14 protein-coding genes and 2 pseudogenes are annotated in these 16,006 nt (G+C 39.5%); 12 read left to right on the top strand and 4 right to left on the bottom strand.

Annotated elements, in window-relative coordinates:
• Positions 1 to 83: 83 nt before the first annotated feature.
• Positions 84 to 842, bottom strand: a complete 759-nt coding sequence (locus HMPREF0027_RS04875) for a glycosyltransferase family 2 protein (RefSeq protein ID WP_005622695.1) — start codon at positions 840 to 842, stop codon at positions 84 to 86.
• A 121-nt stretch (positions 843 to 963) separates the two neighbouring features.
• Between HMPREF0027_RS04875 and yhbY the strand changes: the two genes are divergently transcribed.
• From yhbY to lpxA, 12 genes are all read left to right on the top strand, one after another.
• A complete protein-coding gene (gene yhbY, locus HMPREF0027_RS04870; RefSeq protein ID WP_005622694.1) occupies positions 964 to 1,281 on the top strand; it encodes a ribosome assembly RNA-binding protein YhbY in 318 nt (105 codons plus the stop codon).
• Between the two features lie 87 nt (positions 1,282 to 1,368).
• Entirely contained in the window at positions 1,369 to 2,073 is a 705-nt protein-coding gene (locus HMPREF0027_RS04865) for a phosphatase PAP2 family protein (protein ID WP_181893795.1), read from the top strand.
• A 2-nt stretch (positions 2,074 to 2,075) separates the two neighbouring features.
• Entirely contained in the window at positions 2,076 to 2,993 is a 918-nt protein-coding gene (nagK, locus tag HMPREF0027_RS04860; protein WP_005622692.1) for an N-acetylglucosamine kinase, read from the top strand.
• Between the two features lie 64 nt (positions 2,994 to 3,057).
• Positions 3,058 to 3,765: a hydroxyacylglutathione hydrolase gene (gene gloB, locus HMPREF0027_RS04855; protein ID WP_005622691.1), complete on the top strand. Its 708-nt coding sequence runs from the start codon at positions 3,058 to 3,060 to the stop codon at positions 3,763 to 3,765.
• Positions 3,766 to 3,938: 173 nt separating this feature from the next.
• Positions 3,939 to 4,652: a polyprenyl diphosphate synthase gene (gene uppS, locus HMPREF0027_RS04850; protein WP_005622690.1), complete on the top strand. Its 714-nt coding sequence runs from the start codon at positions 3,939 to 3,941 to the stop codon at positions 4,650 to 4,652.
• 20 nt (positions 4,653 to 4,672) lie between these two features.
• Entirely contained in the window at positions 4,673 to 5,542 is an 870-nt protein-coding gene (locus HMPREF0027_RS04845) for a phosphatidate cytidylyltransferase (RefSeq protein ID WP_005622689.1), read from the top strand.
• Positions 5,543 to 5,548: 6 nt separating this feature from the next.
• On the top strand, positions 5,549 to 6,862 hold the full coding sequence (gene rseP, locus HMPREF0027_RS04840; RefSeq protein WP_005622688.1) for an RIP metalloprotease RseP: 1,314 nt from the start codon (positions 5,549 to 5,551) through the stop codon (positions 6,860 to 6,862).
• 62 nt (positions 6,863 to 6,924) lie between these two features.
• Positions 6,925 to 9,312: an outer membrane protein assembly factor BamA gene (bamA, locus tag HMPREF0027_RS04835; protein ID WP_005622687.1), complete on the top strand. Its 2,388-nt coding sequence runs from the start codon at positions 6,925 to 6,927 to the stop codon at positions 9,310 to 9,312.
• Positions 9,313 to 9,423: 111 nt separating this feature from the next.
• Positions 9,424 to 10,200 (top strand): OmpH/Skp family outer membrane protein, encoded by a 777-nt coding sequence (locus tag HMPREF0027_RS04830; RefSeq protein WP_005622686.1) that lies wholly within the window; start codon positions 9,424 to 9,426, stop codon positions 10,198 to 10,200.
• Complete coding sequence (gene lpxD, locus HMPREF0027_RS04825) at positions 10,200 to 11,225, top strand: UDP-3-O-(3-hydroxymyristoyl)glucosamine N-acyltransferase (RefSeq protein WP_005622685.1); 1,026 nt, start codon at positions 10,200 to 10,202, stop codon at positions 11,223 to 11,225. The genes HMPREF0027_RS04830 and lpxD overlap by 1 nt, the downstream gene beginning before the upstream one ends.
• Positions 11,226 to 11,325: 100 nt before the next feature.
• Positions 11,326 to 11,790, top strand: a complete 465-nt coding sequence (gene fabZ, locus HMPREF0027_RS04820; protein ID WP_005622684.1) for a 3-hydroxyacyl-ACP dehydratase FabZ — start codon at positions 11,326 to 11,328, stop codon at positions 11,788 to 11,790.
• A 27-nt stretch (positions 11,791 to 11,817) separates the two neighbouring features.
• A complete protein-coding gene (lpxA, locus tag HMPREF0027_RS04815; RefSeq protein ID WP_005622683.1) occupies positions 11,818 to 12,612 on the top strand; it encodes an acyl-ACP--UDP-N-acetylglucosamine O-acyltransferase in 795 nt (264 codons plus the stop codon).
• Between the two features lie 141 nt (positions 12,613 to 12,753).
• Here the strand turns inward: lpxA and glpK are convergent.
• The 3 genes and pseudogenes from glpK to HMPREF0027_RS04800 form a co-directional block, all read right to left on the bottom strand.
• Positions 12,754 to 14,256, bottom strand: a pseudogene (glpK, locus tag HMPREF0027_RS04810) (glycerol kinase GlpK).
• Between the two features lie 38 nt (positions 14,257 to 14,294).
• Positions 14,295 to 15,079, bottom strand: a pseudogene (locus tag HMPREF0027_RS04805) (MIP/aquaporin family protein).
• Between the two features lie 233 nt (positions 15,080 to 15,312).
• On the bottom strand, positions 15,313 to 15,915 hold the full coding sequence (locus HMPREF0027_RS04800; RefSeq protein ID WP_005622677.1) for a curli polymerization inhibitor CsgI-related protein: 603 nt from the start codon (positions 15,913 to 15,915) through the stop codon (positions 15,313 to 15,315).
• Positions 15,916 to 16,006 lie beyond the last annotated feature (91 nt).

Below are 16,006 nucleotides of genomic sequence, written 5' to 3'. Positions count from 1 at the left end.
CATTAGAGGTTAGTCCAACTTTTGGGGGGCAGATCATTGTTGCTACACTCAACAAGCGGTCTTTTTTTCACAATTTTTTGCAATTAGTTACGTGTTCTGTTCCAAAGATCCGCATATTTCACAAAGGTTGAATGCGCTGAAAGCACCGCTAACAGAAAACCTTGTTTGCCGTCTAAAAAGCCCGCTTTTAACAAATACATTTTCACAAAGCAACCTAAAGCGTGTGTTACGCCGTCTAATAAACTCGCCTTTTTGCCCACATTCGCACGTTGAATTGCCCATGCTTTGGCATAACTTGCCGATTTCACTAAATAGTGATGAATATCTTTATAAGTAAAATGCAGTAAATCACCGGTTAATTTTTTCACCGTTGCATGTTTTGGATAATGTACTTTTTCATGTACCAATTCTTCACCGTATTGAGCAAAATCAGTACGATACAAACGCACCACATAATCAGGATACCACCCCGAATGGCGAATTTGTTTGCCGAATACTTTGCTTAAACGGCTTACTTGATAGACGGTATTTTTTTCATCTTTTTCGACCGCTTGTAAAATGCTCTGTTTTAACTCAGGCGTTACACGCTCATCCGCATCCAGCCATAAAATATAATCGCTTGTGATATATTGCTGGGCTAACTGGCGCTGTTTGCCAAAGCCTTGCCAGTCGGAATTCACATACACTTTCGCACCGAAACTTTCGGCGATTTGTACCGTTTCATCGCTACTACCGCTATCCAGCACAATAATTTCATTCACCCAACCTTGTACGGTTTCAAGGCATTTCGCTAAATCCTGAGCCTCGTTTTTTACAATCATCGCAACACTTAACGTTGGCATAATCAGTCCTTTTCTAGTTTATTTTGTTTGTTGTTCTCTGTATTTTACTTTAAAATTCGCCCCTTTTGTGCTATTTTCTACGCCAAATTTTATTCTCAACAAACCACAGGTTTAAAAAACAATGTCTATTACATTAACAACGAAACAAAAACAATTTTTAAAAGGTTTAGCACACCACTTAAGTCCGGTTGTCATGCTTGGCGGTAACGGCTTAACGGAAGGCGTGTTAGCTGAAATCGAAAACGCATTAGATCACCACGAATTAATCAAAGTAAAAATTTCAGGTGCGGAACGTGAAACCAAACAATTAATCATTGATGCGATCGTGCGTGAAACAAAAGCAACTAACGTGCAAACTATCGGCCACGTTCTTGTTCTTTATCGCCAAAGCGAAGAGAAGAAAATCAGCTTACCAAAAGCAACGAAAGCAATTTCGTAATTTATTAGCCAAATCTGACCGCTTGCAAGCGGTCTTTTTTATAAGGAACTTTCCGTGATTAAAAAACTCTCGATTTTCACTTTTTTGATGTTACTTGTGCCGTTATTCACTTGGGCAACAGGTTGGAAATGGACATTTAGAGGAATGGATTACCGTCTTTACGATCTTGATTTCTGGTTATTTTTCTTAACCGAAACGGGTTCAACTCCTTACGCATTAATTACCTGTGTGCTCTTTATGCTTTGGTTAATGTGGCTCACTCGCAAACGTCATGCGTGGTTTTTAGTCGGTTTTATTTGCACAAGCTCCGTCGTAGGCACGCAAATCATCAAAGAAGGTGCAAAAGCAGTGTTCAAAGAGCCTCGTCCATTTGTGACGGAAATGTTCCAAGCACAAACAGAACAATTTTATGCGCTACCGGAAGAAGAACAGGCCCAAGCAGTGTTAACACTTGCAGAAAAAACGCATCCGGCTGATGCTGATTTCGTAGCGGAGCATCAAGCGGGTGAATTAGGTTATTCATTCCCTTCAGGTCATACCATTTTTGCCGTTTCTTGGTTATTGGTATTCGGCGGGTTGCTATTCGGTTTAAGCGGAAAAACGGTCATTTTTGCCCAAATTTTTGCAATTTTATGGGCAGGTCTAATGCTCATCAGCCGTTTACGTTTAGGTATGCACTACCCTATCGATTTATTTGTTAGCACGTTAATTTCTTGGGTATTCTACATTATCGTGTTTGTTTGGGTGATTCCTTTCTTAGAAACTTTCAAAATCTTTCAAAAGCGAGGCTAATTATGGCTATTTATTACGGTTTAGATATCGGTGGGACAAAAATTGAGTTGGCGGCATTTAATGAACAGCTTGAAAAGTTGTATAGCGAACGAGTGCCGACACCGCAAACTAATTATGAAGATTGGTTAAATACGGTTGAAACCTTAGTGCGTAACGCCGATCACAAATTCGGCGAAAAAGGTTCTGTCGGTTTAGGCTTACCCGGCTTTGTAAATCGTGAAACCAGTATTGCGGAAATTACCAATATTCGAGTGGCTGATGGCAAAGCGATTTTAAAAGATTTAAGCGAACGTTTAGGCCGTGAAGTACGAGCAGAAAATGATGCTAACTGCTTCGCCCTTTCGGAAGCTTGGGATCCAAATAACCAACAATTCTCAACCGTACTCGGTTTAATTATTGGTACCGGTTTTGGCGGCGGTTTTGTGTTTGACGGTAAAATTCATTCCGGCAGAATCGGTATGGCGGGTGAAGTCGGCCATATGCAACTGAATTATCACGCTTTAAAACTATTAGGTTGGGATAATGCACCGATTTATGAGTGCGGCTGTGGTAACCGCGCTTGCTTAGATACTTATATTTCTGGCCGTGGCTTTGAGATGCTATTTAGAGATCTGGTTGGCGAAAATGTATCGGCAAAAGAAATTATCGAACGTTTCTATCAAAAAGAGTCGAAAATTGTCGAATTTGTGGATAAATACATCGAATTAATGGCAATCAGTATCAGTAATCTCATTACGATTCTTGATCCGGATATGATCGTATTCGGTGGCGGTTTATCTAATTTTGATCATATTTATGACGCTTTACCAAAAGCGCTTCCGCCTCATTTAATGCGTAGTGCGAAAGTACCGGTCTTCAAAAAAGCGATTCACGGTGACTCAGGCGGTACACGTGGTGCAGCGGCACTCTTCTTAAAATAATTCGTTTTTGATGAATACATGGGCTTCCCATGTATTCTTTTTTTATGTTTTATAGGAAAGTATTATGTTAAACATTACTCCCATTCCAGCACTCTCCGATAACTATATTTGGGCAATTCAAAAAGATAATGACGTGATTATTGTCGATCCGTCAGATGCCACTCCTGTATTAGCATTTCTTGCAAAAAATCAACTAAATTTGACCGCTATTTTATTAACGCACAATCATCACGATCATACTAATGGTATGCCGGATTTGCTCATTCATTACCCTCAAATACCAGTTTATGGTCCACAAGAAGTTGCTCAGTTCGCTAATCAAATTGTTCGACCAGAGGATCACCTTACTTTATTTGATTATGATGTCCGAGTGATTGAAAGTGCCGGTCATACCGCTCAGCACGTCAGCTATTTATTCGGGAATAAATATTTGTTCTGTGGTGATGCGTTATTCTCCGCCGGTTGCGGACGAGTCTTTACCGGTAATTATCAAGCGCAATTTGACGCGCTACAACGCTTTAAAGCATTGCCTGAATTTATTGAAATATTCCCTGCACATGAATACACGTTAAGCAATCTAAAATTTGCGGAAGCGGTCTTGCCGCCAAGTTGCGGACTGTTTGAGATTCAAGAACGAGCAGAAATTCTCCGTTCTCGCAACCAACCAACTTTACCGACTACTTTAGAAACAGAATTACTAATCAATCCTTTCTTACAAGCGGTCGATTTAGATCAATTTATTGCATTACGTCAGAAAAAAGATAACTTCTAACCTATTTTATGCAGGAAGTACTTACTTCCTGTCTATCTATTTTATTTATCCTGCAAACTTTTTAATTTTTATACTGTCAATTCCTCTGGCGTCTATCTTAGAACCCTATCCTATGATATAGTTATCTTCATTTATGTAACCTATCAATTAACTTTCTAAAAGCGAGAACTTCTGTGAATTTTGATCCTCAAAAAATGCCTCAGCACGTTGCAATTATTATGGACGGCAACGGGCGTTGGGCAAAGCAACAAGGAAAATTACGCGTTTTTGGTCATCAAAATGGTGTAAAAACGGTACGTTCTGCGGTAAGTTTTGCAGCCAAACACGGGATTAAAGTCCTAACACTTTATGCCTTCAGTAGCGAGAACTGGAGCAGACCTGAAGCAGAAGTTTCAGCGTTAATGTCGCTCTTTATGCGAGCATTGGATTCCGAAGTTAAAAAACTACATAAAAATAATATTCGTTTAAAAATTATTGGTGATAAAAAAGGTTTTAGTGAAAGTTTACAAAAACGAATTGCGGAATCTGAAGCATTAACTGCAGAGAATACCGGTTTAATCTTAAATATTGCGGCAAATTACGGTGGATATTGGGATATAACCCAAGCAGCTCAGCAACTTGCTGTAAAAGTCAAATTAGGTGAAATCAGTATTTCCGATATTACGGCTGAACGTTTTCAGAATGCGTTAGTAACCGGAGAACAGCCTCAAGTTGATCTATTGATCCGAACCAGTGGGGAACAGCGCATTAGTAACTTCTTGTTATGGCAAATTGCCTATGCCGAACTTTTCTTCAGCCCTGTTTTATGGCCTGATTTTAATGATGAATCTTTCAGTGAAGCCATTATCGCTTATCAACAACGTGATCGTCGTTTCGGCGGTTGCTAATAATTATAGGGATTTTATAAATGCTTAAGGAACGTGTACTTTCTGCTATCGTTATGATCATTGCGGCATTAGCAGCTATTTTTCTTCTTTCACCACTTCCGCTAACACTTGTGCTTGCAGCCGTAATTGCTGCAGCAATGTGGGAATGGGCTCAATTTGCCGGTTTAAAACGTTCATTACCGCGTGCGGTCGTTGCTTTTGTAACCGTTTGTTTGTTTATTCTATTAATTTTTGCAAATACCGATTATATCCGAGCCGCTCGTATCTTAACGGATGAAACCACACCTCTACTTTTTATTTCTTGCATCTGGTGGTTTATCGCTTTCCTTTTAGTTGTGAGCTATCCTAAATCGGCAAACTTATGGGCGAAATCGGTTATTGCAAAATTTAGCTTTGGCTTTTGCACTTTAGTTCCGTTCTTTATTGCCGCTCTTGCGCTACGTTTTAATAACTATGCGGTAAATGAGTTCCAAGGAACGTACTTATTACTTTATGTTTGCTTATTAGTTTGGGGTGCGGACTCGGGGGCTTACTTCTTTGGTCGTGCATTTGGAAAACGTAAATTGGCACCTAAAGTTTCACCGGGGAAATCTTGGGAAGGTGCAATCGGCGGTTTAATTACCTCATGTGTCATTGCTTTCCTATTCTTAGAACTTGCACCGCATAACGTATTTGGTCGTGAATTAGCAACACTACCGTTTATTTTAGTTTCTGTGGCTACCGTTGCTATTTCCGTATTAGGAGATCTCGCTGAAAGTATGTTTAAACGCCAAGCGAATATTAAAGACAGCAGTAATTTGATTCCGGGGCACGGTGGTATTTTAGATCGTATTGATAGCTTAACTGCTGCAATTCCGTTCTTTGCTACTTTCTTTTTCTTTGTACTATAGGATGTTATGACCTCTGTTATTGCATTTTTTCTCTTAATTTGCGTACTGGTTTTTGTACATGAATACGGTCACTTTTGGGCGGCACGTAAATGTGGCGTAAAAGTGATCCGTTTTTCTATCGGCTTTGGCAAAGTATTATTTAAAAAAACCGATAAACAAGGAACGGAATTCGTCTTTTCACTGATTCCACTCGGTGGCTATGTGCAAATGTATAACGGTGAAAGCGAATACCAAGCGCCTAAAGAACAGATGTTAGAGAATAAATCTGTTTTACAACGTGCGTTTATTATCGTTGCCGGACCTATGGCGAATTTTGTCTTTGCGATCATGGCTTACTGGTTAGTGTTTAGCTACGGTATGCCGACACTAAAACCGGTTATCGGGCAAGTTTTGCCGGACACGATTGCCGCTCAAGCTAAACTGCCAACAGAATTTGAATTAAAACGAGTTGCCGGACAAAATGTCCAAGATTGGGAAGAGGCAACACTGGCGCTCATTGGTTCAGTTGGTAAAGAATCGGTTGAAATTGAAGGTTCGCTAATTGATGAAGATAGATTGCAACGCTTCCAATTAGACCTTTCAAACTGGGATGTCGATGGTACGAAAGAGAATCCGTTAACTACTCTAGGCGTTCGTACCAAAAGTAGTATCGTAAAACCGGAAATTAAACAAGTGGCGGAAAACTCTCCTGCACAAAAAGCTGGATTAAGTGCCAGAGATAAAATCTTACAGGTTAACCAACAACCTTTTGATTGGTTGGATTTAGTAAAACAAGTTCAAACCGGAAATACGCTTGTGTTAACCGTTGAACAAAATGGTAATGTCAAGCAACTGGTGTTACAACCTGAGAAGAAAGACGAGCGCTATTTAATCGGTATCGTACCAAGCTACGAGCCACTTGCGGATAAGTATCGAACAGAATTAAAGTATGATATTCTTAGTGCTTTCTGGAAAAGTTTGGAGAAAGTCGCGGGTTTAGTGAAAACTATCTTGCAATTTATCGGTAATTTACTCACCGGCGAGCTTTCTTTAAAAAATATGGGTGGTCCTATTTCTATAGCAAAAGGTGCTGGGGCCACTGCTGAAATTGGTTGGATCTATTATGTAAGTTTTATGGCATTGATTAGTGTCAATTTGGGCGTAATGAATCTTTTCCCAATTCTGCCGCTTGATGGTGGACAACTCATTTTACTTGCGGGTGAAGCGGTAAGAGGCAAGCCGATGCCATCAGTGATTCAAATGCTATTCCAACAATTAGGCGTCGTATTTGTTCTCGGGTTAATGGCTTTTGCCTTTATAAATGATCTCATTCATTTTTAATTCATAGGTTATAAGCGGTCGTTTCCGCTCATAATTTTGCAAACATTTATAGGATAATTTCAATGAAAAAATTATTACTTTCTTCGCTTTTACTTGCGAACGGTGTTGTAGCGGCACCCTTCGTTGTAAAAGATATTCGTGTAGATGGCGTTCAGCCTGAAACTGGACAAGCTATTATTTTTAGTCTTCCCGTTAAAGTAGGCCAAACCGCAACCGATAACGATGTAGCAAATGTGGTAAGACAGCTTTTCGTACAAAACCGCTTCGAAGACGTGCGTGCAACTCGCGAAGGTAATACCTTAGTGATTAAAGTTGCGGAACGTCCTTTAATTAACAGTGTAGATATTGAAGGTAATAGTGCAATTCCTAAAGATCCGCTACAAGACAATCTAAAAGCTAACCTTATCAGTAAAGGTGAAGTTTTTGATGCGGCGAAATTAGAAGGTTTCAAACAAAGTTTATTAGAACATTATCATTCTATCGGCCGTTATGAAGCGAAAATCGACACAACGACGACTCGTGCCGAAAACGGTGGTGTAAATGTAAAATTAAACATCACTGAAGGTGATGTTGCTTACGTAAAAAATATCAAATTTGAAGGCAACCAAGCATTTAGCTCAAAAGAGTTAACAAAACGCTTAGATATTCAACCTGATGTTTCATGGTGGAATATTTTTGAGAGCAGTAAATTCGAGCAACAAGCGTACAATAAAGATTTAGAAATGCTACGTGATTTCTATATGGATCGCGGTTATGCGCAATTCGCACTACAAGATACAGCGGTAAACTTCAACGATAAAAAAACGGAAGTTGATTTAGTTTATACACTTCGTGAAGGTGCTCAATACAATATCAGCGAAATTCGCATCATCGGTGACACAGCTAAATTAGATAATGAACTTAACGCATTATTAAAAGATTTTACACCAGGTCAATTATTCCGTAAGAGCGAATTAGCGACTATTGAAGAAGGTATTAAACAAGTTTTAGGCGATCACGGTTACGGTTCGGCTAAAGTAGATTTATATCCTAAATTCCACGAACAAGATCACACTGTACAAATTAACTTTGTCGTTGATGCAGGTCGCCGTATTTATGTGCGTAAAATCCGTTTCGAGGGCAATGACGTAACGGCAGACTCAACTTTACGTCGTGAAATGCGTCAGCAAGAAGGTGCTTGGTTATCAACCAGTGCGGTGGCATTGGGTAAATCTCGTTTAGAGCGTACCGGTTTCTATGAAACGGTCGATATGACGATGCCAAACGTTCAAAATACCGATGACCAAGTGGATGTTGTTTATAAAATTAAAGAACGTAACACAGGTTCGATTAACTTCGGTATCGGTTATGGTACGGAAAGTGGTATTAGCTACCAAGCAGGTATCAAACAAGATAACTTCTTAGGTATGGGTTCAACCGTAAGTTTAAGCGGTACACGTAACGACTACGGCACTAGCGTGAACTTAGGCTATACAGAACCATACTTTACAAAAGACGGTGTAAGTTTAGGCGGTAATATCTTCTATGAAGATTACGATAACTCAGATAATGATACTTCTGCATCATATAAACGTAAAACTTACGGTATTAACGGTACATTAGGTTTCCCTGTAGATGAAAACAATTCATACTACTTAGGTCTAGGTTATACACACGATAAATTAAGTAACGTTGAACGTGAATTTACCCGTGAAAAATACGTGAAGTCAATGAACTTCCCAATTGTGCAAGGAAATAATTTATATCCACGTATTAAAGCGGATGACTTCGATTTCTCATTCGGTTGGAACTATAACAGCCTTAACCGCGGTTATTTCCCAACACAAGGTACAGTTGCAAATTTAGGCGGTAAAGTAACTATTCCAGGTTCGGATAATAAATACTATCGTTTAAATGCAGACTTTAGAAATTACTATCCGCTTAACCGTGAACATAAATGGGTAATTTCAACTAAAGTAGGCGCTGCATTCACGAATGGTTTTGGCGGCAAGAAAGTACCGTTCTACCAATTATACTCTGCCGGTGGTATCGGTTCGTTACGTGGCTTTGCATACGGTGCGGTTGGCCCTAAAGCGATTTACTACTCTGCACAAAACAATGCGTTTACACCTACACCTGAAAGTGACGACGTAGTTGGCGGTAATGCAATGGCTACGGCAAGTTTAGAGTTAATCACTCCAACTCCATTTGTCAGCGAAAAATACCAACACAATGTACGCACTTCATTATTCGTAGATGCGGCAAGTGTATGGAATACGAAATGGAAGAAATCAGCATACCCTACGTTGCCTGATTATAAAGATTATAAACGTGTACGTGCTTCAGCTGGTATTGCGTTCCAATGGCAGTCACCGATTGGTCCTTTATCATTCTCTTATGCTAAACCAATCAAGAAATATTCAGGTGATGAAATCGAGCAATTCCAATTTAGCATTGGTAGCTCGTTTTAATATATAAAATAAACGGTCGGATTTTGTAACTTTTTTGCAAATTTTGCGACAAATCCTACCGCTTACACTATTTAAACAGTCATGATTAATTAAAACATAAAGGATATTTAAATGAAGAAATTATTCAAAATCGCAGCAATTACTGCAGCATTAACAACAGCAGGTATTGCTCAAGCAAGCGATACTATCGGTTTTGTTGACCCAAGCTACTTATTACAAAATCACCCGGTCGCTATTGATGCAGCACAAAAATTCGACAAATTCATGAAAGAAGGCAGAGACAAATTTGCTGATGAAGATAAAAAATTAGCTGAAGAAAACAAAGCATTAACAGCTGAAAGAGATAAATTAGAAAGCGATGCTAAAAAATTACAAGCAGAGCAAGCTAAAGTAGAAGCATCTCTTAAGAAAAAATCTGCCGCATTAGAAAAAGATGCACCGCGTTTACGTTCAAGAGAGATTCAAGCACGTCAAAATGCAATCGAGGCAGAATACAAAAAATTCCAAAATAAAGTTGCTGCAATCCAAAAACGTGAAGCAGAATTCGGTAAAAAAGCGGAAGCATTCCAGAAAAAAGCAGATGCTTTCCAAGAAAAATTAAATAAAGCCCAGCAAGAAGCAGGTGGTATGGATCCTCAAACCGTGCAGAAACAAGTAGTGGAAGAAATTAATGCAACGATTAAAGAAGTTGCAAAATCTAAAGGTTATACTTTAGTTTTCCCACCTTCAGTTGCACTGTATGCTGAAGACGAAAGCAAAGATATTACTGAAAAAGTATTGGACGCATTAAAAGCAAAACATCCAGAAATCAAAATCGAACAACCGGCAGCAAAAGCAAACGAAGCTAAACCTGCTACCGAAGCTAAACCAGAAGAAGCGAAAAAATAATGGCTAATTTCCGTTTAATTGAATTGGCGGAACAAATCGGCGGTACTCTAAAGGGTAACGCCGATTTGGCTATTTCTAGCATCTCCGCATTAGATAAAGCGAATTCATCACAAATTACATTTATTTCAAATGCAAAATATCGTCCTCAATTAGCACAATCTCAAGCGGGTGCGATTATTGTCAGCGAAGCAGATGTTGAATTTTGTGCTGAATCTCAAAATTTAATTATTGTTAAGAATCCTTACCTTGCTTATGCATTACTTGCACAATATATGGATTCAACGCCGAAAGCCGCAAGTCAAATATCATCCCATGCAGTTATTTCACCGGATGCAAAATTAGGTAATAATGTTTCGATTGGTGCAAATGCGGTTATCGAAAGTGGTGTAGAATTAGGCAACGATGTGATTATCGGTGTAGGTTGTTTTGTCGGTAAAAACACTAAAATCGGTGCACGTACTCAATTATGGGCAAACGTATCGGTGTACCATAATGTTCAAATTGGTACAGACTGTTTAATCCAGTCTTCTGCAGTTATCGGTTCCGACGGCTTCGGTTATGCAAACGATAAAGGTCAATGGATTAAAATTCCACAAACCGGTGGTGTGATTATCGGTAACCATGTTGACATCGGTGCATGTACCTGTATTGACCGAGGCGCATTAGATCCTACCGTTATTGAAGATAACGTGATTATCGACAACTTATGCCAAATTGCGCATAATGTACATATTGGTTTTGGTACAGCTGTAGCTGGTGGCGTAATTATGGCGGGCAGTTTAAAAGTTGGTCGCTTCTGTCAAATTGGTGGGGCAAGCGTAATTAACGGCCATATGGAAATCTGTGACGGTGCGATTATTACCGGTATGAGTATGGTGATGAAACCAATTACCGAAAAAGGTATTTACTCATCAGGTATACCAGCACAAACCAATAAAGAATGGCGTAAAACTGCCGCTCTGACAATGAACATTGATGAAATCAATAAACGTTTGAAAACGCTTGAAAAGCATTTCGCACAATAGTGAATAATTGACTTTCAAGAGTTGTGGGCGTTTTTTAGCGTCCATCACTCTTTTGAAGTCTTAGTTAAATTTTTAATTTCCTTATTATGAGGTCAAGTAAATGACAATTGAAGTACAAGAAAATAGAGAACCTAAAGTAATTGAAGTTACCGAGATCATGAATATGTTACCACACCGTTACCCATTCCTATTAGTTGATCGTGTAACAGATTATGAAGAAGGTAAATGGTTAAAAGCAGTTAAAAATGTTACGGTAAATGAACCTTGCTTTACCGGTCACTTCCCTGCTAACCCTATTTTTCCAGGCGTACTTATTCTTGAAGCAATGGCACAAGCAACCGGCGTATTAGCGGTTACGACACATGGCAAGATGAATCCGGATGAACTTTATTACTTTGCGGCGATCGATAATGCACGTTTTAAACGTCCGGTCGTGCCAGGTGACCAACTTGTACTTGAAGTTGAATTTTTAAAAGAAATGCGCGGTATTACCAAATTCACCGGCAAAGCTTACGTTGATGGCAAGCTTGCTTGTGAAGCTGATTTAATGTGTGCTCGTAAATAATTTCCTCCCAGTAGCAAAGGAGACGCTATGCGATTAATCGATTCTACTGCAAAAATCAGCCCATTAGCAGTTATTGAAGAAGGTGCTCAAATTGGTGCTCACGTTGAAATTGGCCCATTTTGTGTTATCGGTAAAAATGTAAAAATCGGTGCCAAAACCATTATTCATTCACATGTTGTGATTAATGGACACACTGAAATTGGCGAACAAAACCAAATTTTCCAATTTGCAAGTATCGGTGAGAGTAACCAAGATTTAAAATATCAAGGTGAACCAACTAAAGTAATTATCGGGGACCGCAACCGTATTCGCGAAAGCGTAACAATTCATCGAGGCACAGTGCAAGGTGGAGGAATCACTCGAATCGGTGATGAAAACTTATTTATGATCAATACTCATATTGCTCATGACTGTACAATTGGTAATCGTTGTATTATCGCAAATAATGGTACGCTTGCCGGTCATGTAACATTAGATCATTTTGTTATTGTTGGTGGTATGTCTGCTATTCACCAATTTGTTGTTGTCGGTTCACACGTTATGCTAGGTGGCGGTTCAATGGTAAGTCAAGATGTTCCACCATATGTGATGGCGCAAGGTAACCACGCACAACCGTTTGGTGTTAACTTAGAAGGTTTAAAACGCCGTGGCTTTGATAAACCTGCAATGCACGCAATCCGTAACGTTTATAAATTAATTTACCGTAGCGGTAAAACGATTGAAGAAGCCATTCCAGAAATCGAACAATTTGCCGAAAATGAACCTTCAGTAAAATTATTCCTTGAATTCTTCAAACGCTCTACGCGAGGCATTATTCGCTAAGCGATCAAATGATAATGTGATAACAAAAAACGATCTTGATCAAGCTAGTTTTTTTATGTGCCTAGATGATATACCTATAAATAAACAAGCGGTCCAATTTACAAAATTTTTTGCAAATCAGACCGCTTAACTCATACTCTTTTACACTTCTTCTTCCCATTCAAGCGCACGCTTCACAGCTTTTTTCCATCCTGCATAACGTCGAGTACATTTAGCTTCATCGGAATCAGGAATAAAAGTACGTTCAATTGAAGCTTTACCTCGTAATTCCTGTAAATCTTTCCAAAAGCCTACCACAAGCCCTGCTAGATATGCCGCACCAAGTGCAGTCACCTCACGCACAACCGGACGTTCAACATTCGCATTCAGAATATCTGCTTGGAATTGCATTAAGAAATTATTGGCAACTGCGCCACCATCTACTCTTAATGTCGCCAAATGTTTACCACTATCGGACTGCATCGCATCGAGTACGTCTCAAGTTTGATATGCAATCGATTCTAATGTAGCACGCACGATATGGTTACGATTCGCACCACGAGAAAGCCCTAATATCGCACCTCGAGCATACGGGTCCCAATATGGCGCACCTAATCCGGTAAATGCCGGTACGACATAAACCCCATTCGTACTTTCCACTTTAGTTGCGAAATATTCCGAGTCTTTACTGTCATGAATAATTTTTCACTCATCACGTAACTATTGAATTGATGCACCACCCATAAAAATAGAACCTTCCAGCGCATAGCATGGTTCACCTTTTGCATTACACGCAATGGTAGTGACTAAACCGTTTTTAGACTCAACTGCTTCATCTCCAGTATTCATCAACATAAAACAGCCGGTACCATAAGTGTTTTTCGCTTGTTCTGCTTCCACACATAAATGACCATAAAGCGCCGCCTGTTGGTCACCCGCCATACCGGCTACCGGAATACGCACACCACCTTTACCACCGATATTGGTTTCACCGTAAATTTCTGATGAATTTTTCACTTCAGGTAACATAGAATGAGGAATATCAAGTAATTCCAACATCTTATCGTCCCATTGCTTAGTGTGGATATTAAATAACATGGTACGAGAAGCATTGGTATAATCGGTAACATGCGTACGACCTTGGGTTAATTTCCAAACTAACCAAGTGTCCACTGTACCGAATAACAATTCGCCTCGTTCGGCTTTCTCTCTCGCACCTTCAACATTATCTAAAATCCATTTTACTTTAGTCCCTGAAAAATATGGGTCAATCGCTAAACCTGTTGTTTTACGAATATAAGCCTCATGCCCGTCCGCTTTTAATTTCGCGCAAGTATCCGCTGTACGACGACATTGCCACACAATCGCATTATAGACCGGTTTACCGGTTTCTTTTTCCCATTCAATTGTGGTTTCACGTTGGTTTGTGATATCGATTGCTGCAATTTTATCAGACGTAATCCCTGCTTTTGCTACCACTTCATTTAACGTAGAACTTTGCGTTGCCCAAATTTCCATAGGATTATGCTCTACCCAACCCGGCTGAGAATAAGTCTGAGTAAATTCACGTTGTGCCACTTCAACAATGTTCGCATTTTTATCTAATAACACGGCACGAGAACTTGTAGTACCTTGGTCCAATGCAATAATGTATTCTTTAGTCATAGTAATCACCTTAATAGCTTTTTAATAAAGATGTGAATTTATTTTTCGCAGTTACACGGTAAGTTCTTACCAATAAAGCGGCGATAACCCCACGCACCAATCAACCCACCGACAAATGGTGCAATCAGAGGAACAAGGAAATAAGGAATATCACGAGCACCGGTAAATGCTACGTCACCCCACCCCGCCAAGAATGCAAACACTTTCGGGCCGAAATCACGAGCCGGATTCATCGCAAAACCGGTAAGCGGACCAAACGCACCACCAATTGCGGCAATTAATAAACCGATTAATAATGGCGCCATAGGACCTTTTGGTACACCGTTGCCATCATCAGTTAAAGCTAAAATTAACGCAACCAATGCCATAGTAATTACAGCTTCCACACAAAATGCTTGCACCACACTGATATGTTCATGAGGATAAGTAGAAAAAACACCGGCAAAACCTACGCTTTCACCGCGCACGATATTCTTTGCGGCTTCTGCAGCAGAAAAGAGATCTTTATATAAGAAATAGACTAATGCAGCCGCTGTAAATGCGCCTAAAAATTGAGAAACGATATAAGGAAGCACTTTTTACCGTCAAAACACGCAAACTTCCAAAGTGCAACAGTTACTGCCGGATTAAGATGAGCTCCGGACACACCGGCTGTCGTATAAACGGCAAGTGCCACCCCAACACCCCACATAATCGCAATTTCCCATAAACCAAATGTTGCACCGGCTAATTGCGCTGCAGCAACACACCCCACACCGAAAAAGATAATCAGCCCCGTTCCAATAAATTCAGCAATACAGGTGCCTTTTAACGATCTTTCCATATCGTCCCCCTTATGTACACATTAAACGGAATAACGAGATAAGCATATAAAATATTTAAAAACGCAAACGTTTTCGTAGCGCACTATATAAAAACGAACTTTTTCGCAAATGGGAAAGTGTAAATTTGTGATATTAAGCACATTTTTGTTATAAGAATGTGATGCACTTCAAATTTTTACCCAAAAAGAAAGCCTCAGTATTTCTGCTGAGGCTTGAGCTTTGTTCATAAAAACTATTGTTGTTTTTTAGCCCATTCCAAGAAACGTTTTTGTGTTTCTTTATCCGCTTTTTTGAATAAAATTTGTAGTTGTTCTTCTTTCACGTTGGCGGTTTCAATCACCATTTGACCTTTTGATTCTAAAGCAGCATTAGCAAAACTCGATACTGAAGCAACCGCTTTACTTGCGTTGTATTTCGCAAGATTATCTTCAACTCGAGAGTTTGGTGCAAAGCCTTCACCTTTCAATAAATCACGTTTGTAAGCAATTTCTTTACCTGATGCAGTTTCTATTTTGAAATTTAGCTCTTTTCTAAACTTATCTACGGCAAAATGTGAGGTGAATTTTGGTGTAACAATTTTTGCATCTTCATCTGTACCGTTGAATGTTAGAATCACCGGATCAATTGAGAAATAACTGCCGTCAACAATATCAGCTACACTCACAACCACCTGATGTACCTTACTATCAATTGATAATCCTGCCGTGCCTTTCGCTACTTTCTGACCATCAAACGCTAATAACTCTACGCTATCCGATGTAGTTAAAGTACCGGCAACAGAAAATGAACTGACCGCCAGTGTTGCAACCGCAACTGCAATCTTCGCTAATTTCATTAAGAAGCTCCTTAAAATTGAATCAATATGAGAATTTCTCGTCTTATGCTATGCTAATTTAAGTAAAATAGAAATAATTTTATTATCAAAC

The organism is Actinobacillus ureae ATCC 25976 (assembly GCF_000188255.1).
GTDB lineage: Bacteria > Pseudomonadota > Gammaproteobacteria > Enterobacterales > Pasteurellaceae > Actinobacillus > Actinobacillus ureae.
This window is presented reverse-complemented; position numbering and strand designations above follow the sequence as displayed.